Origin of the sequence: Galbibacter sp. (assembly GCF_048266365.1) — a bacterium.
Classification (GTDB): Bacteria; Bacteroidota; Bacteroidia; order Flavobacteriales; family Flavobacteriaceae; genus Galbibacter.
Map to the genome: position 1 here is coordinate 272067 of NZ_JBLWZP010000004.1, position 21115 is coordinate 293181.

Annotated in this window: 18 protein-coding genes and 1 tRNA gene; 13 read left to right on the forward strand and 6 right to left on the reverse strand. The window is 36.6% G+C overall.

The annotated features are described in order from the left end of the window. Nucleotides 1-3: 3 nt before the first annotated feature. The 9 genes from ftsA (at nucleotide 4) to ACN0TV_RS08450 (ending at nucleotide 10917) form a co-directional block, all read left to right on the forward strand. Nucleotides 4-1383 (forward strand): cell division protein FtsA, encoded by a 1380-nt coding sequence (gene ftsA, locus ACN0TV_RS08410; RefSeq protein ID WP_417361986.1) that lies wholly within the window; start codon nucleotides 4-6, stop codon nucleotides 1381-1383. 64 nt (nucleotides 1384-1447) lie between these two features. After that, a complete protein-coding gene (gene ftsZ / locus ACN0TV_RS08415; protein WP_417361988.1) occupies nucleotides 1448-3388 on the forward strand; it encodes a cell division protein FtsZ in 1941 nt (646 codons plus the stop codon). A gap of 98 nt (nucleotides 3389-3486) precedes the next feature. Next, the gene (locus ACN0TV_RS08420) at nucleotides 3487-3936 is read left to right on the forward strand and encodes a GatB/YqeY domain-containing protein (RefSeq protein ID WP_417361990.1); all 450 of its coding nucleotides are present in this window, start codon (nucleotides 3487-3489) and stop codon (nucleotides 3934-3936) included. A gap of 23 nt (nucleotides 3937-3959) precedes the next feature. Continuing rightward, nucleotides 3960-4033 (forward strand) — tRNA-Arg (locus ACN0TV_RS08425). A 667-nt stretch (nucleotides 4034-4700) separates the two neighbouring features. Beyond that, a complete protein-coding gene (locus tag ACN0TV_RS08430; protein ID WP_417361992.1) occupies nucleotides 4701-5180 on the forward strand; it encodes a MarR family winged helix-turn-helix transcriptional regulator in 480 nt (159 codons plus the stop codon). 92 nt (nucleotides 5181-5272) lie between these two features. Then, the gene (locus tag ACN0TV_RS08435; protein WP_417361994.1) at nucleotides 5273-6520 is read left to right on the forward strand and encodes a CynX/NimT family MFS transporter; all 1248 of its coding nucleotides are present in this window, start codon (nucleotides 5273-5275) and stop codon (nucleotides 6518-6520) included. 376 nt (nucleotides 6521-6896) lie between these two features. Next, nucleotides 6897-8234 (forward strand): DEAD/DEAH box helicase, encoded by a 1338-nt coding sequence (locus ACN0TV_RS08440; RefSeq protein WP_417361996.1) that lies wholly within the window; start codon nucleotides 6897-6899, stop codon nucleotides 8232-8234. Between the two features lie 3 nt (nucleotides 8235-8237). Then, nucleotides 8238-9548: a DEAD/DEAH box helicase gene (locus ACN0TV_RS08445; RefSeq protein WP_417361999.1), complete on the forward strand. Its 1311-nt coding sequence runs from the start codon at nucleotides 8238-8240 to the stop codon at nucleotides 9546-9548. Between the two features lie 10 nt (nucleotides 9549-9558). After that, nucleotides 9559-10917 (forward strand): DEAD/DEAH box helicase, encoded by a 1359-nt coding sequence (locus ACN0TV_RS08450; RefSeq protein ID WP_417362001.1) that lies wholly within the window; start codon nucleotides 9559-9561, stop codon nucleotides 10915-10917. 121 nt (nucleotides 10918-11038) lie between these two features. On the opposite strand, the gene ACN0TV_RS08455 is transcribed toward ACN0TV_RS08450, so the two are convergent. The 3 genes from ACN0TV_RS08455 to ACN0TV_RS08465 all read right to left on the reverse strand — a co-directional run bounded on the left by ACN0TV_RS08455 (nucleotide 11039) and on the right by ACN0TV_RS08465 (nucleotide 13236). After that, nucleotides 11039-11854, reverse strand: coding sequence for a DUF1853 family protein (locus tag ACN0TV_RS08455; RefSeq protein WP_417362003.1), 816 nt, complete (start codon nucleotides 11852-11854; stop codon nucleotides 11039-11041). A gap of 91 nt (nucleotides 11855-11945) precedes the next feature. After that, a complete protein-coding gene (gene thiE / locus ACN0TV_RS08460) occupies nucleotides 11946-12590 on the reverse strand; it encodes a thiamine phosphate synthase (RefSeq protein ID WP_417362005.1) in 645 nt (214 codons plus the stop codon). Nucleotides 12591-12624: 34 nt separating this feature from the next. After that, nucleotides 12625-13236: a DEAD/DEAH box helicase gene (locus tag ACN0TV_RS08465; protein ID WP_417362007.1), complete on the reverse strand. Its 612-nt coding sequence runs from the start codon at nucleotides 13234-13236 to the stop codon at nucleotides 12625-12627. 194 nt (nucleotides 13237-13430) lie between these two features. Here ACN0TV_RS08465 and ACN0TV_RS08470 point away from each other — a divergent pair, with 194 nt between their 5' ends. From ACN0TV_RS08470 to ACN0TV_RS08480, 3 genes are all read left to right on the forward strand, one after another. Beyond that, nucleotides 13431-13892: a cold shock domain-containing protein gene (locus tag ACN0TV_RS08470; protein ID WP_417362217.1), complete on the forward strand. Its 462-nt coding sequence runs from the start codon at nucleotides 13431-13433 to the stop codon at nucleotides 13890-13892. 280 nt (nucleotides 13893-14172) lie between these two features. Further along, nucleotides 14173-15171, forward strand: a complete 999-nt coding sequence (locus ACN0TV_RS08475; protein WP_417362009.1) for a metal-dependent hydrolase — start codon at nucleotides 14173-14175, stop codon at nucleotides 15169-15171. Nucleotides 15172-15705: 534 nt separating this feature from the next. After that, the gene (locus ACN0TV_RS08480; RefSeq protein WP_417362011.1) at nucleotides 15706-16677 is read left to right on the forward strand and encodes a hypothetical protein; all 972 of its coding nucleotides are present in this window, start codon (nucleotides 15706-15708) and stop codon (nucleotides 16675-16677) included. A 35-nt stretch (nucleotides 16678-16712) separates the two neighbouring features. On the opposite strand, the gene ACN0TV_RS08485 is transcribed toward ACN0TV_RS08480, so the two are convergent. Beyond that, nucleotides 16713-17549 carry a GIY-YIG nuclease family protein gene (locus ACN0TV_RS08485; protein WP_417362013.1) on the reverse strand — a complete coding sequence of 279 codons (837 nt, stop codon included), beginning with the start codon at nucleotides 17547-17549 and terminating at the stop codon, nucleotides 16713-16715. A gap of 199 nt (nucleotides 17550-17748) precedes the next feature. On the opposite strand from ACN0TV_RS08485, the gene ACN0TV_RS08490 reads away from it, so the two are divergent. Further along, entirely contained in the window at nucleotides 17749-18018 is a 270-nt protein-coding gene (locus ACN0TV_RS08490) for an OmpA family protein (protein WP_417362015.1), read from the forward strand. A 98-nt stretch (nucleotides 18019-18116) separates the two neighbouring features. Here the strand turns inward: ACN0TV_RS08490 and ACN0TV_RS08495 are convergent, their stop codons facing one another. Beyond that, nucleotides 18117-18962 carry a phosphatase PAP2 family protein gene (locus ACN0TV_RS08495; RefSeq protein WP_417362017.1) on the reverse strand — a complete coding sequence of 282 codons (846 nt, stop codon included), beginning with the start codon at nucleotides 18960-18962 and terminating at the stop codon, nucleotides 18117-18119. 192 nt (nucleotides 18963-19154) lie between these two features. Beyond that, the gene (locus ACN0TV_RS08500; protein WP_417362019.1) at nucleotides 19155-21071 is read right to left on the reverse strand and encodes a sialate O-acetylesterase; all 1917 of its coding nucleotides are present in this window, start codon (nucleotides 21069-21071) and stop codon (nucleotides 19155-19157) included. Between the last annotated feature and the right edge of the window lie 44 nt (nucleotides 21072-21115).

The window sequence follows — 21115 nt, forward strand, 5'->3', positions numbered from 1 at the left end:
GATATGGAAAATACTAAATACGCGGTAGGATTAGATATTGGAACCACAAAAATTGTGGCAATGATCGGTCGTGAAAACGAATACGGTAAGATTGAAATACTTGGTATTGGAAAATCCAAAAGTTTGGGTGTTCATAGAGGGGTGGTTAACAACATAACCCAAACCATTCAGTCTATTCAACAGGCAACACAGGAGGCAGAAGCCGTTTCCGGGTTAAAAATAAAGGAGTGTGTGGTAGGTATTGCCGGCCAACACATCCGCAGTTTACAACACAGTGATTATATCACCCGTCCAGATTCTGAAGAGGTGATCAATGAAGATGACTTGGATAAACTCTGCAATCAGGTGTATAAGCTCGTTATGTTACCTGGTGAAGAAATTATTCACGTATTGCCGCAGGAATACAAAATAGACGGACAGGCAGAGATTAAAGAGCCTATGGGAATGTACGGAGGACGTCTTGAAGCTAATTTCCATGTGGTGGTTGGGCAGATATCATCCATTCGAAATATCGGACGCTGCGTGAAAAGTTCAGGTTTGGATCTAGCAGGTATTACCTTAGAGCCGTTATCTGCGGCTAATGCAGTTTTGAGTCAGGAAGAAAAAGAAGCTGGTGTAGCTCTAATTGATATAGGAGGTGGAACTACTGACCTGGCCATTTTTAAAGATGGCATTATTCGTCATACTGCAGTGATCCCATTTGGTGGAGGTGTGGTTACTGAAGATATTAAAGAAGGTTGTTCTATTATTGAAAAACAGGCAGAGCTGTTAAAGATCAAATTTGGATCAGCTTGGCCAGGTGAAAATAAAGAAAATGAAATTGTTTCGATTCCTGGATTAAGAGGAAGAGAGCCAAAAGAAATCTCTCTTAAAAACTTGTCTAAAATCATTCACGCCAGAGTCGTGGAGATCATAGAACAGGTATATGTTGAGATTAAGAATTACGGACATGAAGACCAAAAGAAAAAATTAATTGCTGGAATTGTATTAACTGGAGGTGGTAGTCAATTAAAGCACTTAAAACAGCTTGTAGAATACATCACTGGAATGGATACTAGAATAGGGTATCCTAATGAGCATTTGGCTGGAGATTCTGATACAGAAATCGCTAGTCCTGTGTATGCAACTGCAGTGGGATTGGTGATGAATGCGCTCCAACAACAGAAAAGAAATGCAGTGTTTAATGCAGAGCCTACAAAGCAAGAACGACCAGAAGAGCAACAGCAACAACAGCAGCATTCAGTTGCTGATAATACTATAGGAAATCAAGAAAGTAGTGATACGCAAGCAGCCCCAAAGCCTACAGCGCCAAAAAGAGAGCGTAAATCGTTCCTTGAAAAATGGTCAGAGAAATTAAAGGATTTTTTAGATAACGCTGAGTAAGATGTTATTAAAAAATTGTAAGGAATTAAGTAGTAAATAGCAAAATAGGGTAAAACAAGTTATTATGAGTAGCAAAACAACAGACTTAGGGAATATCTCGTTCGATTTGCCGAAGAATCAGAGTAATGTAATTAAGGTTATTGGCGTTGGAGGCGGCGGTAGTAACGCGATTAATTACATGTTTCAACAAGGAATTAACGGTGTAGATTTCGTGGTATGTAACACAGATTCACAGGCTTTACAAAATACTGGTGTACCAAACAAGGTTCAGTTAGGAGTTTCCCTGACAGAAGGACTTGGGGCAGGTGCGAATCCAGATGTTGGCGAAAAAGCAGCCATAGAAAGCCTGGAAGAGTTGCAATCCATGTTAGATTCCAATACCAAAATGGTGTTTATCACCGCCGGTATGGGAGGTGGTACTGGTACAGGAGCTGCACCAGTCATAGCCAAATTGGCCAAAGACATGGACATTCTTACCGTGGGTATCGTAACAATTCCATTTCAATTTGAAGGGAAAATGCGTAATGAGCAAGCACAACGTGGGGTTGAGAAATTAAGAGCCCATGTAGATTCACTCATTATGATTAACAATAACAAACTTAGAGAAGTTTATGGTAACCTAGGTTTTAAAGCTGGGTTCTCTAAAGCTGACGAAGTATTGGCAACTGCAGCCAAAGGTATAGCGGAGGTAATTACTCACCACTATACGCAAAATATTGACCTTAGAGATGCCAAAACGGTTCTCTCTAACAGTGGAACAGCAATAATGGGGTCTTCTCAGGCTTCGGGTGCTACAAGAGCATCTGACGCCATTATGAAAGCATTAGATTCACCATTGTTGAATGATAACAAAATTTCCGGAGCACAAAACGTACTGCTACTTATCGTTTCCGGTGCCGATGAAATTACCCTAGATGAAATCGGTGAAATCAACGATCACATTCAAAACGAGGCTGGTCATAATGCAAACATCATTATGGGTGTTGGTGAGGATGATAGTTTAGGTGATGCTATAGCCGTTACGGTAATAGCAACTGGTTTTAATGCAGAACAGCAACATGAGATTGTAAATACAGAAGCTAAAAAAATCATCCATACCCTAGAGGATGAACAAAAAGCTGAACGTAATTTGTTTTCAAAAAACCCAACATCAATAGTCAATAGAGTGCAGGAACCAGAAACACCTCCAGTTCCCGAGCCGGTACCAGAACCTGAGCCGGTAGTTCGACACACTCTTGAACAAGAGAAAGAGAATGGAATGGAGCTGATTTCTACTTCAGAGATCATCAAGAATATGAATGTGATCTATGAAGAAGTCTCTTTGGAGAGCGAAGAGGATTTTATAATCATTGATACAACGCCTAAGATCCGTGAGATTGAGGTTTCAGAACCAGAAATAGTTAGACCTGTTTCACAGCAACAAACAACCTTAGCCTTCGACATGCCATTAGATGGTCATGAGCAAGAAGAAGAGCAAAGTAAGGTGGTTACCTTCGATATGGAAGAGAATGTGGAGCAATACGAAGTAAAGGATGCCGTCGAGGTAGTTCCAGTTACCGAAGTTTCTGAGGATGGGACTAAGCGATACAGCCTTGATGACTACATGGAAATTGAAGATCGTCTTAACAGTGCTAAGCCTTCGCCTAAAAAGCAGGAACCTGTAGTAGAGAAAGAACTTCAGTTCGAAAAGAAAGTCGTTGAGCAACAACCATCTCAGAGACCAGAATCTGACGAGGTTGATCCTATGAATAGTTCAATTGAAGACAGTCTTAGAAACAGAGCAGACGAACGTCGTAGAAAACTAAAAGATTTTAATTATAAATTCAATAAAAACAGCCACTGGGTTGAAGAGATAGAAAGACAGCCAGCGTATAAACGTATGGGTATTGATATTGATTCTAGGGGAACTGACGATCAATCTTCCCGAATGAGTGTAGGTTCGGATAACAATGATGAAGTACAGTTACGAAGCAATAATTCATTTTTGCACGATAACGTAGATTAACCCTTAAAGTCAGGTCTATAAATTACCCGATTCTTAGTTAAGAATTCGGGTAATTTATTTATCTTCGCACAGCATTTTTTACACCAAATAACAACATTATGAGTTTACAGGATAAAGTAATGGCAGAGATGAAAGCTGCAATGAAAGCAAAGGATTCGGTAGCTCTTGAATCATTAAGAGCTGTAAAATCAGAAATTCTTCTTGCAAGTACTAGTGCAACTTCGAAAGATGGCCTAACTGAGGAAGAAGAGCTTAAATTATTACAGAGACTTGTAAAACAGCGTAAGGACAGTGCAGCTATATTTACCGAGCAAGGGAGAGAAGATCTTGCGGGTCCTGAACTAGCTCAAGCGGAGATCATTTCAAAATTTCTTCCTGAACAATTAGGTGAAGACGAAATTGCTTCTGTGATTGAGAATTTAATTCTACAGACTGGTGCAAGTGGAATGAAAGATATGGGTAAAGTAATGGGAGTTGCAAATCAAGCACTTGCTGGGCGCGCTGATGGTAAAACTATATCTGGAATTGTAAAAGCTAAATTGAGCTAATACTTAAAGTACAACAATAATAAGGCCCCTTAGCTCAACTGAATAGAGCACTGGATTTCGGCTCCAGCGGTTCGGGGTTTGAATCCCTGAGGGGTCACTAAAGGGGATAGGTCAATTTTTTTGATTTATCCCCCTTTATCTTTCGATCCTGCATGGTTGCTAATTACCGTGATTGTTGCTAAAACTTTATTGATTTTAGCAGTTCTAATTTTTCAAAACATGATTATCATTTTGTAGAGTAAATTGGAGAAAATAACTTTATTTAAAAAAAGAACATCTCCTTTTTTGATAGAGAAAACCTAACATAGAAATACAATTGTAAGTTTTTTCTAATGGGTATTAAGATGGATATTATCATTCTTAAAATCAGATAACTCCCATGTAATACAATATCTCAACTTCACCAGTTTTGTAAATTTTACCGAGGGATTGTCCCCGATCCCGACACTTACCTAACTTCTAGCTCCGTTTCGCGCGTCACTAATCACTTTTTTCGTTAGTGCAATCGTATGTGATATGTATTTATCTAAGCGCAGGTCGGACTGATAATTCCGAATGTTTGTGTCGATTGAAATGTCGATGTTCGCTAGTCATTTATAATAGCTGTAAGGTGCCTATTGATAGAAAAATAGAGAGATTGGAATTGCTAATTATAGCAGATCAAATTATTTTAAAATAGGGACTGTTAAAAAATCATTAAACATAATCAATTTATGTAACCGGTTATATAAATTGATTATGTTTGCGCTCCAATTACATTGTTTATGGAAGATTTTTTAGTTGAAATGGGAGTTTCTGGACTAACAGGAAGGCTCAAGCGGTTAAACGATTTATTTGTTTATCAAACCAAAGAATTTTATGATGAATATAATATAGATATAGAGCCTAATTGGCATATGATATTTTTGATGTTAGAAAAACACAATAACCTTACGGTTTCCGAAATATCCGAATCCATTCACATATCGCATCCTGCGGTTATAAAATTAATCGGCAAGATGAAGAAAAATGGATATATCGAATCTTTTCAAGATCCTGATGATTTGAGAAAACAACAATTAAAACTATCCAAAAAGGCTATCGGAAAAATGCCTCAATTAAAAAAATATTGGGAAGCGGGAGAAAAGTCATTGAATGATTTGCTGAATGAAAGTGAAGCGCTCTTGTTTGAACTTGAACAATTGGAAAATAATTTACAATTAGCCAGTTTTAAGGACCGCATGAAAGATTATCTAAAAACATGATAACCGCAAAATTGTCAACTAAATGAATTGATTGATTCCGTGGGTTCGGTTCGGGATTAGTAGTTTAAAAAGATATCATAATACTTTCTTTAATGCAGTTATTTTATATTAATACATACAAGGGTAAGCGTAGGTTACTTAAGGAACAATCTAATCAGCGTAAAAGCTATAAGATAGTTCTATTGTTGTTAGGAGTGATTTTTATGGCTTCTAATTTAAGAGCTCCTTTAACAGCTGTTGGTCCAGTAATTGATGAAATAAGTCGGGATTTGAATTTATCCAATGCTGCTGCCGGTCTTATCACTACGATTCCACTTATGGCTTTTGCCTTGTTATCAGGGATAATTCCTAGGATTTCAAAAAAATATGGGATGGAGTTAGTGCTGTTGTTTTCCCTAATATTGTTGAGTATTGGGCTGGTTTTTCGTTCAATGGAAAATATTGTCACCCTATTCTTGGGAGCAGGTTTTGTAGGCGCCGCCATAACAGCCGGAAATGTATTAATGCCTGCATTTATTAAAAATAAATTTCCCAAGCACTTAGGGAGTATGATGGGAGTTTATTCTGTTATGATGAACTTAACAGCTGCTTTGGCTGCTGGATTTAGTATTACATTAGGTAAGGTTACGGGTCTAGGTTGGAAAGGATCTATAGGGATATGGGTAATTCTTTCTCTAATCACAATTCCGATATGGTTGCCGCAGGTTAGAAGTAGAGCAAAAGGCATTACAAAAGACAGAAAGGACTTAATCATTAATGAGGGTAAAACAAATATTTACAAGTCGAGATTGGCTTGGGCCATCACCATTTTTATGGGAGTTCAGTCATTAATGTACTATAGCTTGGCTGCTTGGTTACCAAAAATAATGCAGACTTGGGGTATGTCTGAGGAGAGTTCTGGATGGGTATTATCTTATGTGCATTTTGCCCAACTCCCAATGGCTCTTTGTGGAGCAATTATTGCTGGAAGAATGAAAAATCAACAAATATTATCTGGGATAATTGGTCTTTTATATGCGATAGGAATAATAGGAATTATCATCTTTAAAACAGAATATATATGGATATGGTGTATATTAATTGGATTAGCTAGTGGATTTGCCTATAGCTTATCCATGATATTTTTGATATTGCGAACTCGAAATACATCACAGGCAACCGAAATGTCCGGAATGGCTCAAGGGTTTGGTTATCTGATTGCAGCTTGTGGTCCACCCTTATTTGGTGTTTCTTTTGATATTTCTAATTCATGGACACTTTCACTTACTCTTTTATTATTTACATGTAGTATCCTAACCTTTTCAGGAATAATAGCAGGAAAAGCAACTTATATTAAATAGGTAGTTAAGTTTAATCAAGTTAGATTGGTAAGAGTCTTTCTAGAATATTTATTGTGATTCTAAGATGTCGTAAATTGTTAGAGTTAGGCGGGGTTCATTAATAATGAAATAGCATTTCTATCCTAATACATATACATCGATTCCAGATGCTATATTGACCCATATAATTTGATGGTGTTACTGTTGTTTATTTTATTTGGTGGTATAAAGAGTCACTTCCCCGGAGCTTCTATGCACTTATATTTAACGGTTGCAAGTGAATATGACCATTCATTATAGAGGTAAATTATTCTATTGAATGTGGGTTTTTAGAGATATCTATAATTAAACAGGTTGCTTTCCGCATATATACAATATCTTTGCCCAAATTATATTCATGTCCACACCGTTCTCAAAATTAGGGGTAATTGAACCTCTTCAGCGTAGTTTATTCGATTTAGAAATAAATACTCCAACAGAAATTCAAGAAAAAGCAATTCCTATAATTCTTACTAAAAAGGATGATTTTGTAGGGCTCGCGAAAACTGGAACAGGGAAGACTGCTGCCTTTGGTTTACCTGTATTGCAGTTGGTAAATACTGAGAACGCACATATTCAAGCTGTTATTGTGGCTCCAACTCGCGAATTGGGACAACAAATTTATACTAACTTAGTAGCTTTTGCCAGTAAGTTACCGGAAATTTCTATAGCTTCAATTTGTGGGGGAATCCCCATAAAGCCACAAATAGAGCGGCTTACACAAGACACGCATATAGTGGTTGCTACTCCAGGGCGGTTGATAGACCTAATAAAAAGAAAAGCTATTGATATAAGACAAGCTGATTATTTGGTGTTGGATGAAGCCGATGAAATGGTAACTTCTTTAAAAGAAGGATTGGATGAAATTGTAGCCGAACTTCCAAAAAATCGTCGTACGTTTCTTTTTACAGCCACGATGCCTGGTATTATAAAACAATTGATTCAGAATTATATGTCTAAACATGTAATTCAAGTAGCCGTTGATATGGCAACCAGCGGACACCAAGGGATAGACCATAAATATGTTGTTGTAAAGCCTATTGAAAAACTAGATGTATTAATGCATTTTCTCAATAGTAAAAGCGGACAACAGGGAATAATTTTTTGTAAAACAAAAGCTGCGGTAAATAAGTTGGCAAAAAATCTAGCTATCAATAAATTTTCTTCTGGAGCATTACATGGAAGTCTTTCACAACCAATTCGAGATAGAATAATGGGGCAGTTTCGAGAAGGATATCTAGATATTTTAGTTGCTACCGATTTAGCAGCCAGAGGGATTGATGTGAAGGAAATTGCTTATGTAATAAATTACCATCTTCCAGATACTTTTGAAGCTTATGTACATCGAAGTGGACGTACAGCAAGAGCAGGAAGCAAGGGCTTGGCTCTTACCGTCCTCCAAGAGGGAGAAGTTAGCGAACTTGCAGAATTTGAAGATGAGTTAGGAATTACATTCCATAAATTCCAAAAGGCAGATGCTAAAAGTATAGAAGAAAACAATACACTTTTATGGGCAAAAAAGATTTTCAAAACAAAGCCTAATCATACTATTTCATCGGAATTTAAAGAAAAAGTACACACTGTTTTTCATCATTTAACAAAAGAGGAGCTTATCGATAAGTTACTGGCAAACTATCTAAATCAACAAGCATCTCCTATTAAAGAGGTTAATGAGAAGAAACGAAAAACGAATTAGGAGATGGCTAATACAATAAAAGAACAACAAGAGATTCTTGAAAAATTGAATATTTTTCAATTGAATGAAATGCAGGAAGAATCGCTTTCCGTCATAAAAAACACCACGAATACGATTATTCTTTCCCCTACGGGAACAGGAAAAACATTAGCTTTTTTACTTCCTTTAATAGAACGATTGGATCCAGAATGTAGTGATGTTCAAGCTTTAATTTTGGTCCCATCACGAGAATTGGCAATTCAAATTGAGCAGGTTATCCGAAATATGGGGACCGGTTATAAAGTAAATGCGGTGTATGGCGGTAGGGCAATGTCAAAGGATAAAATTGAATTGAAGCATACGCCAGCCATTTTAATAGGGACACCTGGAAGAATGTCGGATCATTTTCTCCAAGAGCGTTTTTCTACGCATTACATTAAAACCTTAGTTTTGGATGAGTTTGATAAGTCATTAGAAATTGGTTTTGAAGACGAAATGCATCAGGTTATAGGAGAGCTAAATCATGTGAATAGACGTATATTAACTTCTGCAACACAAGGTGTTAAGATTCCTAAGTTTGTGCGTTTAGATAATCCTGTAGTTGTAAATTATTTAAATGAAGGAAGCGCTAAATTAGCCATAAAAACGGTGGTTTCTCCTTCAGAAAAAAAATTAAATACCTTATATGAATTATTGGAACATGTAGGGAATGATCCTGGAATTATCTTTTGTAATTTAAAAGATAGTATTCAGGATGTTAGTGATTTTTTACAGAGAAAAGGAATCTCTCATGGCTGTTTCCATGGAGCGATGGAGCAAAAAGACCGGGAACGTTCACTGATAAAATTCAGAAATGGAACTTTTAATGTGTTATTAGCAACCGATTTGGCTGCTCGGGGGATTGATATTCCAGAGATGAAATACATTATTCACTATCAACTTCCTTATAAGAGTGATGAGTTTACACATAGAAACGGTAGAACAGCAAGAGTTAATTCAAAAGGAACTGCTTATGTGCTGAAGTGGGAAAAAGAAAACTTGCCAGATTTTATTAAAAATACTAAGAATACAGATATTTCTAAGAAAGTTCCTTTAAAAGCAAATTATTGGCAAACGCTATTTGTTTCCGGAGGAAGAAAAGATAAAATTTCAAAAGGAGATATTGCTGGTTTATTTTTTAAGCAAGGAAACCTTAATAGAGACCAATTGGGGGTAATTGAATTAAAGCAAGATTGCACCTTTGTTGCTGTACCGGCTTCTGAAGCTAATACATTGGTTTCTACATTGAACAATAGCAGGTTAAAAAAGAAAAAGGTGCGTATCAGCATCATTTAAAATAGAGCAGATGTCATATTTCGAAGAATTTAATATATCCAATCAATTACGCTACGCGATAGAAGATTTAGGATTTGAAAATCCAACTCCTATTCAGGAGAAATCGTTTCCAGTGGTCATGTCCGGAACAGATGTTATTGGAATAGCCCAAACGGGAACAGGAAAGACATTTGCATATATGTTGCCAATTCTTCAACAATTAAAGTTTTCAAAACAAGTAAATCCTAGGGTACTTGTTATGGTTCCTACGCGTGAGCTTGTTGTTCAGGTAGTTGATGAAATTGAAAAATTCAGTAAATATTTGAATATTCGGGTGGCAGGCGTTTATGGTGGTGCCAATATAAATAGACAGAAAGAAACGTTGGCACAAGGAACGGATATTGTTGTCGCAACCCCAGGAAGATTATACGATTTGGTAATCAGTAGAGCGCTTCAGTTAAAATCGATTAAAAAATTGGTCATCGATGAAGTCGATGTGATGTTGGATCTTGGTTTTCGATTTCAGTTGAATAATATCTTCGAACTTTTACCAGAACGCAGGCAAAATATTATGTTTTCGGCTACTATGACCGATGAAATAGAAACGCTGATAAACGATTTCTTCAGAGGAACAGAAAAAGTATCTGTTGCGGTGAGTGGTACTCCGCTTGAAAATATAGCGCAGCATTGTTATAAGGTGCCAAATTTTTATACTAAGATTAATTTATTAGCACATTTGTTAAAGGACAAAGACACCTATCAAAAGGTGTTGGTGTTTGTTGGTAATAAAAAGAATACCGATTTGGTTTTTAATACATTAGAAGCTGATTTTAAGAATGAAATATCGGTAATTCATGCTAATAAAACCCAAAATTATCGATTGCGTTCCATTGAAGCTTTCGATCAGGGGGAGCATAGAATCTTGGTAACTACCGACGTCATGGCACGTGGTCTCGATTTGAATAAGATATCACATGTTATAAATTTTGACACCCCAAATTTTCCTGAAAATTATATGCACCGTATCGGTAGAACGGGTAGAGCAGAAGCAAAAGGAAACGCTCTTTTATTTTACACGGAAAAAGAAACGGATGATAAAAAAGCGATTGAAACTTTAATGAAAATGGAGATTCCTGAAGAAGTTTTTCCTGAAGAAGTAGCAATTTCTACTAAACTTACCCCAGAAGAACAACCAAGAATTTTAGAGCCCGATAATCCACATAAATTAATCGATGATGATGCTCCCGGAGCTAGTTTTCATGAAAAGAAAGAAAAAAATAAAAAAATCAATCAAGGAGGGTCCTACAAGCGGATTGTAAAACAGAAGTATAAAAAGCCAAAAACCAAAGGTGATAAAAACTACAATAAACGAAACAAGAAGAAGAGATAATAGTTTCTGATGTAGTTAAAAGTAGATCCTCTGCACATCTAGCATTTTTTGCAAAAAATTAAGCAGCTCATAAATATCACATTGAATTATCAAGCTAATTTCATTCAAATCTTTATTTCAACTACCACCAAACAACAAAGAATTTTTCCAAGGTTCCGTTGGGATACTTTATCCAACACAATGGCGACATTCTTTGAGAAGTAAGCGCTTTGATTTCTTCGGAAAACTGATTGTAGGTTTGCCAGTGTACTTGTGGATGCACCGCAATAAGCCAGTCCTTTTTGGATGGAATGTAGAATTTACAATCTCTAAATTGATTGATTTCCGAAACATTAACATAAAACCCATGTAAGCAAGCTTCATTTAATTGCTCAAATTTGAAAGAATTCTTTTTGTGAGGAGCGAATAACTGTGCCTTAAACAACACGCGTTGTGATATATTTTCAGCTTTTAAGTTGAGTCCTTCTAAAATAGTTTTTGTATGCGGATTATAGAGTAGCGGAAGCTGTTTTTCTTTGAGTTTCGTGAGCTTTTTTATCAAAGTATCGTTTCTATTCGGGCCTACCCAATGCGCAATCTCTGAACCCAATGCAGAATCATCGTATAAGTAAAACTTATAAACGATTTCTAAGTGAATCGGGGTTTTATCATACTCTAAAATACAATCTAATTCACCAATAGTTTGTTTCTCGTTCTGTACCTGTACGTTTTCTAATAAAATTGAAATTTCTTTAATCGCATTTAGCTCTTCACCTACAAATTGTTCTACCAATTTTCCAAGCCGTAAGTTATGAGCTGTTTTCCTATTAAAAATTATTGTCTTTTGCTTAGGAATTTGTAGCTGATGTAAGCCGAAAACAGCCTGTTTACCCCATAATAAAGGTGTCTGAAGGTATCCCTGGAATTGTTGCTGTAGTTGCTTCGATTTTATATCCATTATTGCCAATGTACATATTTCACCTAGATATTACCCTTCGGACAGGCTTATGGGCGTAGGCAGCCACTTAAAGATAAACTTAGATTTTAATTCACCCAAATGTATAGTGTTGTTCATCTGTTATGGAGGCGTTTAGCAAAAGATTAAATGTTCTTATAGTATTAAAATTACGGGTGATCGCACCAGAGACTGCAATTCCAGAAACTCCCGTTTCTAATATGCTTTTAACATCTTCCGTGCTAATACCTCCACACCCAATAATTGGTGTTTCAGTATTTAAGGCCTCAGTAATTGCTACATACCCGTTTAAACCTAAAACTGTACCTAAATTATCTTTAGTGGCAGTTGATCTAAAAGGCGCTAAACTAATGTAATCAACATCTTTACTAATTAAGGTTTCACATTCTTGCAAGGTATTTGCCGTTCCACCAATAATTTGCCAAGTGTATAAATGTTTTCTCGCCATAGTAGGGCAGGAGTCTGTTTTTCCTAAATGCACTCCATCTGCTTTAACCTCTTTTGCTATTTTAAAATAATCGTTAATTATTAATCTTGTTTGAAAATGGGCGGTAATCTCTCTGACTTGGATTGCTATTTTTAGAATTTTCTTCTCAGAAATATCTTTTATACGTAATTGCACTAACTCTGCACCAGATGTACAAGCTTTTTGGATGTTCTCCAAATGCTCTTTTGGAGAACATCCTTGGGAGATATAATGTAGTTTTGGTATTATCATGTCTTTAATGTTAGGACGCAAATTGTAGGAGTTCCTAGCCAGTAACTATTGTGGAATATTCCATAAAATAGGATTCAAAGCGCTTCAATGTTGGATTCATTTTATCCGAGTATAGCACATACTGGCATTTTATAATGCTTTGTGTAATAGACATCAGCGCATTGTATGCCGAATTTTGAGATAGAAATTCAGCATCATCTATACTAAGGATCTTTAATTGAGCAATATTGACTCCATTTAATAAAAATAACTTGTTTATAGATTCCGGTGTGGAAATAAGAATGTCTATCCCTTCAAAAATTTCTGATTTTTGTATATCGATATGAAGCTGTTCATATCCTACATAAACTCGTAGCGAATTATGCCTAGTATATATTAAAAAAGAAGCATATAACTCCAAAGCCTTTTGTTTATTCTCTACAAGGATTACAGCCCTCGGACTGTTTCCAACAGCCTCACATTTTAATTTTTGTAAGGTAGTCAGTATTAGGGTGGTGGTTTTTCCACTTCCCGCAGGAGCCGTGCAATATACATTGGCGCCACTTTTTATTGTAGGAATACTACCACTTTGAAAAGGGGTAGGGGTAACTATTTCTTTAGATGCTAGGATCTCTTTTATATCGGAATGTAATTTTTTAAAAGGCATGAGGCAAATATACACTTTCTAAAAACCAATCTAAGAGAAGGATTAAAGAAATGGAAAAAGACTAATAATTGAAAATTATTAAAATTTTGTCCACTTTTAATACAACTACCTTGAATTTTGGGAGTATTAATGCTATTAAAAAATTAAAAATGAATACCTTGCAAATTAATTATAAAACACTCGTAAATAAAAGAATGGCTAAGTCTCAACAAACATACAATAAAACAGAAAAAGAAAAAAAACGCTTAAAAAAGCGTGAAGAAAAAAGAAAAAAGATGGCAGCTCGGAAGGCAGAATCTAAAGATTCTAATAAAAAAGGAATTGAATTTGCTTATGTAGACCACAATGGTAATTTAACAGATACACCACCGGATCCATCATTAAAAGTTGAAATTGATGTCGAAGACATTGCGATTAACGTTTCTAGAACATCAGACGAAGATCGTGAGGCATTTGACCCTGTTAGAAAGGGAACTGTATCTTTTTTTGATCCTTCAAAAGGATTTGGTTTTATAATTGATGCTGAAGATCAAGAGAAATATTTTACCCATGTAAGTGGTATTATTGATGAAATTGAAGAAAATGATAAAGTATCTTTCGAACTTGAAAAAGGGCTCAAAGGCTTAAATGCCGTTAAAGTTACTTTACAAAAATAAATCGAGGTTGGTACCTGCATATTACATCATGGTTAATTATAGCCGTCAAGCTCATTTATAGTGGTTACTTTCTCCAATATAAGTTGCTATATACTTGATTTGCTAAATGAGATTAAGCTCATCTGCTTCGGTGAACTTGTTACCAATTAAATTTCTCAAATTATTATGTTTAGGGATAAAATGTTTATTATATAATAAATAAACTATAATCATAGTTTATAGGTGTTAATAGTGCTTGGAGCCGTATACCAGGATCATGATACCTATGTTTGTAAAACATATGGATTCACTCACACAAATAGTATTAGGAGCAGCCGTCGCAGAGGCCGTTCTCGGAAAGAAAATTGGCAATAAAGCTATGCTCTATGGAGCAATTGCAGGTACCATCCCCGATTTGGATGTGTTTGTAGGCTCTTTTACAGATACTGTAACTGCTTTAGAAATGCATCGAGGATTTACACACTCCATACTTTTCTCCATACTCTTTGCACCTGTTTTTGGCTGGCTAGTTTCGCGCTATGAAAGCTATAAAAATGTAAAAGGATGGTCGTGGTTGTTCTTTTGGTGCTTCCTTACGCACCCTCTGTTGGATGCCTTTACGACCTGGGGGACACAGTTGTTTTGGCCGTTTAATACAAGAGTGGCCTTTAAAAGCATTTTTGTTATCGATCCTCTCTACACGGTGCCTTTCATCTTGTTTTTAATACTTGCAATGTTCCAAAAACGAACTTCTAAAAAGCGCCACTTTTATAATAATATGGGATTGATACTAAGCACCAGCTACCTAGCAATAACATTGCTCTTAAAATGGATAACGTATACAAAATTTGAAGCAGCTTTAAGCGAACAAAACATTGCTTATACCCAGATGGATACCCGCCCAACACCCATGAATACCATTTTATGGAGTGCCAACGTAGAGACCAAAAGTGGGTTTCTGATTGGAAGTTACTCCTTGTTTGATTCCCAACCCATTGTTTTTAATATGTACCCAAAAAATCATGAATTGATAGCCAATTTTACAGCTAATGATAAAATGCAACGGATGATAAACATCTCTAAGGGATGGTATTGTATTACCACGAAAAACAACGAATTATATTTTAATGATTTACGCTTTGGCTTACTAAGCATGGATCCTGCTGCCCAAGATTTTGTGTTTCAGTATAAGTTTGAAACTAATAACAATGGTGTCTTGCAATTTACAGAAACGGAAAAGGGGAGAGGAGATGCTGAAAAATTACTGGGGGAGCTGTGGAGAAGAATAAAAGGGAATTGAGGTTTTTCCTATGAATTTCAAAACGCATTGATATATCTAAATACCATGAAAAACAAAATTTTCTAAAGATAATTAAGTGTCTGGGATATCATTTTAGAACTTAAACCTGAGCTGATAAGTATGATACCTTTTTGAATTACAGCTTCTTAGTTAACTTAAATCACCGATGAAGTGTGTGAGAAAAGTAGGGTTTCTAATAAAAAATAATTATATTGCATGGATAACTCCAATGTTTTACTAGACTTTTAAGGAAGAGCGAAAGGCTATAAGGTATCCATCGTTTTGTTAGGCATAATTGTCTAAAAGAACTGTTTTTGTTCCCAAATATTAGCATAGCTTATTAGATACGTAATAAAGCCATTTAATAATTTGCAATAGTAATTTAAACTTTCAATGTATTGGGACTCATAATTCAATTAATGAATGCTACTCATAAATTTTATTAAACTTTCGTGTAGCCGCTAATACGGGCTATATTAGGGTAAGAGTTTCCAGTATAATCAAGTTGGTGAAATTAATCTAAAAACAACTTTTATGGGAACTATTAGAAAATACAATAGAACAATGCTATGCATTTTAATTTATACTGTGCTGTTAGTTACTTTTTTGTTTATACAGTCTTGTAAAAACGAGAAAAAAGGCACAACACTTAAAGCAATTCAAACTGAAAATGAAGTCGTTATTGAAATCATAACCGAAGATATGAATTTTATAGCACCAGATACCATCCCTCAAGGGTGGAATACATGGCGGTACATAAATAAATCCAATCAACCTCACTTTATCCTAATTGATCATTATAAGGAGGGTGTAACCGTAAAGGAATATGAGGAAGAAATATTACCTCCATTTGGAGAAGGTATAGCCAAACTCTACGAAGGGAAAAGCGATGAGGCAATGGCTGCTTTTGGTAAATTTCCTGAATGGTATGCTGAAACAAAATGGCATGGTGGAGTGGGGTTGATTTCTCCTGGAAAAACGGCAGAATCGACAATAAAATTAGAACCTGGTTATTATATTATCGAATGCTATGTGAAAATGAATAACGGGATGTTCCATTCTAATATGGGAATGTATAAGGAGCTGATTGTATCAGACAAAAAATCAACTATAGAAGAACCTACAGCTGATGTAGTAGTTGATATCTCGAGTAAAAAAGGTATAGTGTTCAATCCTCCTACCGAAGCCGGAACATTTACCATTGCGGTAAACTTTTTAGACCAGAAAAAGTATGGTAATTTTGTTGGACATGATGTGAACCTCGTGAGAATTGCAGAAAATTCTGATGTAGCTACCCTTGAAGCATGGATGAATTGGATCGATCTCGAAGGACTTATTGATCCAGTTCCTAAGGGTTTCGAATTCCTTGGTGGAGTTAATGATATGACGGCTGGAAGCAAAGGGTATTTTAAAGCTAAACTCGAGCCAGGGAACTATGCCTTGATTTCTGAAGTACCAAATAGTTCCTCTAAAAATTTATTAAAAACCTTTGTTATTTCTGATTAGTATTTTTTAGCAGGATTCTTTGTTTATAGAGATAGCTATTTCCTACTATATTTTCTGACTAGAAATCGCATAAGAATTCTCCGGACATCTCGATTATCTTGTCGAAAAGAGATGCATTCTAACAATTGTTTTTTGGGAGTATCTCTAGGGCAAAATCCAAATCCCTTGTACACACCATTTTCAATATAAACAATGCCGATTTCATTTTCTTTTCTACCGGGTAGTTCGCAAAGTTGTGTGAATTTCTTCGGGAAATTATGGTTGATGAAGTCATCCACCCTTTGGTTATACGATTCAACCGGTTCTATTGATAAACACGCACCATTACATGCTTTGATTTGGTATTGAAAGCATGCTGATTTAGATTTATATAGGCCATTTATTTTTTGACATAGTCCATATTTTTCCGTTATCTTAAATAAAGCTTCTTTGGCTTCAGTAAGGGATGTGAAGGTTGTAAGTTCGTCAATGTCATGACCAATTTTTTTAATGCTCAAGCTCTTATATCCATGAACTTCGTTTAAAAACAGGCCGTATTGATAAAGTGTACGACGTTGTGCTCGGTTGTATATGGGTTTGTTTTTTTTGATTAAATCCGATTCGTAGAGAAGCGCAATGAGCTCACTTCCTGTGCTCTCAAAGGTGATCTTTTTTGTAAAGTGCTGAATTTTAATAGACTTCCTGTCCTTACCACCGAAATGCTGTTTTACTCTTTTTTGAATATTAATGCTCTTCCCTATATAAATGAGCCGATCCTCATCGTCATAAAAGAAGTATACTCCAGGCTGTGGTGGAAGGTTTGATATTTGTGAACTTATACTGATCGAAAGAGCCTTTAGAAAAATGAACTTAATTAAGGCAAAATTAAACAAATTTTGGACGGCATTGATGAGAAGTCATAAGATTATTCTTTGGCTTTATCAGGTAATACGATGTGTTTTTTTCTCGATACTTACATACAATTTAACAGTTACTCCAGTCTACTTTACTTTCAATCTAGCTTTTTAGGTTCCATCACCCTTGAAAGTGAGATTGGATTCCATAGCGTAATTGGTCAAGGGAGTGGAAGGTGTGAATCTAAGAGTGATCGGATATACTTGTGATTTAGGTAGTGCTTCCATAAATCAGTGGGTCGGTATACAAAGAACAGAATCAGTGACGGATTACCTAGAAGCTCAAGGCATACCAAGAAACCGTATGGATCTTGTATCCAAAGGAGAATTGACGCCTATTGTTCCTAATTTATCAGTTTCTATTAGGAAGAAAAATAGGAGGGTAACCTTTGAGGTGTTATCCGAATATTATGTTCAATGGGGTACAAGAATTAGTTCAAGAAACTAAATATTGAACTAGAGATCATTTAAGGATTTTAAAACTGTTATGTTGTGTAGCTGTTTAACCTCTTCTATACTGAAAATAAGGGTCCTATGTCCTTAGCTCTAAAAATTTACACTAACTCCAAGTTGTCCTGGAGCGAATTGTAAGTTCCAAGTGTATTTCTTTTGACGTTGATTGTATTTTTGATCATATCGACTATCTAAGTACTTATCGATGGCCTCGACTGTAGCAATACTGATAGCAACACCTACAACGACGTCTGAAAGCCAGTGAGCGCCTTCCCATAACCTTGACACACCCGGGACTAGACCAACAGCATATAGACCACCTTTAACCCAAGGACTTTTGAATTGTTTGGCAATGGCATAGGCATTGGTAAAGGCTAAAATAGCATGCCCTGAAGGAAACGAATGATAGTCTTTATTGGTAGAAAATGGGTAGAAGGTATTTTTGTCATCACCACTTCGAGGACGTGCTCTACCAAAGGCATATTTACTTGCTTGTTGTAATAAACCGGCAGCAGAGGCAGAGGCAATTAAAAGTACCCCGGTTCTGCGGAGTTTTTCGTTTTTCAGTGCCAAACCTGTTGCGTATACCCCAGCTGTAATCATATAGTTGTTTTGCGGGCTTCCGTAATACCAACCGTAGTCGCGGACAACTTGAGGGACATCATCTGCCTGGTCTATGAAATATTGTGTAGTTTGATCGTCGAAAATGTACAGGATTGAAGCTCCGGCGGCAACACCGCCGAACTGTAACCATTGTTTCTTCTCCCAATGAAATGGTCGGCTATAGGAGTGTATAATCCCTCCAAAAATACTTCCGGTATCATATTTGAGCATTTGCCAACGCGTGGCATCCTTCGAAGGCGCATTATTGTATTGCGCATGTAAACCTGATAACGTCCCAAGAAACATTATAACGGTGATGAATACGAATCTTTTCATGATAGTTAGTTGAATTCGTAAATTTAGTGATAATCCTAGAGTCCCTAATGTTAATTTTATCCATAGGTGAAATGGTTTTAATTCTTTGGGATTATCTCAATTAAAAACCTAATGCAACCGATTGTGTGAAATAGACCTTTTTCCTAGCAATAAGAGGGTTTATTTTTGTATTTTTCTTGAGTTTTTGACCGATTAACGATCAGTCTTAAATGGACTAGCGGGAAGACCTTCTTTATTGTATAGATTTGCATGCTCCGGATTGTCTGCCCACGCATATCGAACATATTTTGGTCGGGCTATATCAGGGCTCCAAACTTCAATGTTATCGCCTTTGATCTGTGCCTTTGCCCATACAAATTTCTTATCGGCTCCGGCGATTGCAAATTCCTTTAAAGGTCCTTTTGAAGTTAAACCGCGGCCTATGTGATCAAAGCTCAGGATGATTTTTTGTTTTTTGATTTTCTGGGATTTGAATTGTGGTCCAGAATATACAATGTTGTCATTTCCATAAGCTAAGTGCTCTGCAGCCAATGCGAGACGATGTCCGACATCCTTTTTGTTTAAGGGGTGTATGTCATTCCATTCCCCTATATCGATGGTTACAGCCATCGCTGTATGATCTATTTTTAAGCTTTGTAGTTGCGCATCCCTTAGTGCTGCCCAATTGCTCTGGGAAGGTTTATCCTTGGCTTGCATGAAGTTTGCCAGCTGTACATAAAGAAACGGAAACTTACCTTGGCCCCAATCTTCTCGCCATGTTTTAATTAAAGTAGTGAAGTGTTCTTCATACTTCTGAGCTGCACCAGTGTCTGATTCACCTTGGTACCAAAGGGCGCCTTTGATACGATAGTTCAAAAGAGGAGCTATCATGGCGTTATATAACCCACCTGGCTCCCAACGGACAAAGGTTTGTCCTGCCAAAGGTTCTGCTGATGAACCTTGGTGTATACTCCAACTGCCTTGAAGGTCGATTTCTTCGGTTCCAACTTCAATTTTGTATTCTTTTTGGGGTGTGAATCCTCCTCGACCTCTTTCATTAATGACCTTTACGGCAATAGTGTTTATGCCTTCCTGTAAAATAGTTGAAGGTATGATATATCTTCTGGGAGGATACTGATAGGTGGTATGACCAACGTAACTCCCATTGACAAATACGGAGTCTGCATCAACAATTGTTCCTAGAAGGAGTTTAGACTCCTTGGTTGATGCAGTTTTAGAAACTTTAAATTCTTTTCTAAGCCAAACAATTCCTTGTTTAAGCTCAGGATAGGTGGAAGACCAGAATCCTGGCATTTGTATTTTTTTCCAGTTATCAGTGTTCACGTCTTTTGCTTTCCAGTTCTTCTGTATTCCTTTATCTTGCTTATTTACAGTTTTATACCAGTTCTGAATGCGATTTTGATCTGCCTGTTTAATGGAGTCTATATAGTGGTCTTGTTGGAATATTTTGTACTGTTTGTGTGCCTCTGGAAATCTTTTCAATGCCTCTTCACTTAACCATGCATCTACTGGAGATCCGCCTAATGCAGAGTTAATTAGGCCAATTGGTACGTTGTAAGTGCTGTGGATTTCATGGGCGAAGAAATAGGCTACCGCCGAAAATTTCAAGACTGTTTCCGGTGTTGTTTTTGTCCATTTCCCACCTGGAATTCGGTCTTGAGCTCCCTTGAAATTGAATGTTTTAGGCACCTCGAAGTATCGGATGTTTTCAAAGTTTGCGTTTTTGATTTCTTCTGGATATATAGGACTTGTCCGCTGTAAGGATATCTCCATATTGGATTGTCCTGAACATAACCATACATCACCGATCAGTACATCATTTAAAGTGATTTTTGAATCGGTGTTGCTAATAATCATTTGGTAAGGGCCACCTGCCTCTATAGGGGGCAGTGTGGTAGCCCAATATCCCGTATGATCCGCTATTGCTTGATGTGTGCTGCTGTTAAATTGTACTTCAACGGTGTCTTGTGCGGTTGACCATCCCCAAATTGTCAGGGGTATGTCTCGTTGTAGCACCATGCCATCGCTTATCAGTTTTGGTAATTCTATTTGACAATGTACATGGATGCCGTAAAAGAGTAACAGACAAGTAATCAGTAAAGATTTCATCAAGAATATGGTTTTGCCGGGCCGTATAACCCGGCGATTAGTGT

Excerpts from the sequence above, each read along its gene's own strand:
- ftsA (WP_417361986.1), top strand. The coding sequence starts at position 4 with ATGGAAAATACTAAATACGCGGTAGGATTAGATATTGGAACCACAAAA.
- thiE (WP_417362005.1), bottom strand. The coding sequence starts at position 12,590 with ATGATAATACCAAAACTACATTATATCTCCCAAGGATGTTCTCCAAAA.
- ftsZ (WP_417361988.1), top strand. The coding sequence starts at position 1,448 with ATGAGTAGCAAAACAACAGACTTAGGGAATATCTCGTTCGATTTGCCG.
- ACN0TV_RS08435 (WP_417361994.1), top strand. The coding sequence starts at position 5,273 with ATGCAGTTATTTTATATTAATACATACAAGGGTAAGCGTAGGTTACTT.
- ACN0TV_RS08445 (WP_417361999.1), top strand. The coding sequence starts at position 8,238 with ATGGCTAATACAATAAAAGAACAACAAGAGATTCTTGAAAAATTGAAT.
- ACN0TV_RS08450 (WP_417362001.1), top strand. The coding sequence starts at position 9,559 with ATGTCATATTTCGAAGAATTTAATATATCCAATCAATTACGCTACGCG.
- ACN0TV_RS08430 (WP_417361992.1), top strand. The coding sequence starts at position 4,701 with ATGGAAGATTTTTTAGTTGAAATGGGAGTTTCTGGACTAACAGGAAGG.
- ACN0TV_RS08500 (WP_417362019.1), bottom strand. The coding sequence starts at position 21,071 with ATGAAATCTTTACTGATTACTTGTCTGTTACTCTTTTACGGCATCCAT.
- ACN0TV_RS08495 (WP_417362017.1), bottom strand. The coding sequence starts at position 18,962 with ATGAAAAGATTCGTATTCATCACCGTTATAATGTTTCTTGGGACGTTA.
- ACN0TV_RS08420 (WP_417361990.1), top strand. The coding sequence starts at position 3,487 with ATGAGTTTACAGGATAAAGTAATGGCAGAGATGAAAGCTGCAATGAAA.
- ACN0TV_RS08470 (WP_417362217.1), top strand. The coding sequence starts at position 13,431 with ATGGCTAAGTCTCAACAAACATACAATAAAACAGAAAAAGAAAAAAAA.
- ACN0TV_RS08475 (WP_417362009.1), top strand. The coding sequence starts at position 14,173 with ATGGATTCACTCACACAAATAGTATTAGGAGCAGCCGTCGCAGAGGCC.
- ACN0TV_RS08465 (WP_417362007.1), bottom strand. The coding sequence starts at position 13,236 with ATGCCTTTTAAAAAATTACATTCCGATATAAAAGAGATCCTAGCATCT.
- ACN0TV_RS08440 (WP_417361996.1), top strand. The coding sequence starts at position 6,897 with ATGTCCACACCGTTCTCAAAATTAGGGGTAATTGAACCTCTTCAGCGT.
- ACN0TV_RS08455 (WP_417362003.1), bottom strand. The coding sequence starts at position 11,854 with ATGGATATAAAATCGAAGCAACTACAGCAACAATTCCAGGGATACCTT.
- ACN0TV_RS08480 (WP_417362011.1), top strand. The coding sequence starts at position 15,706 with ATGGGAACTATTAGAAAATACAATAGAACAATGCTATGCATTTTAATT.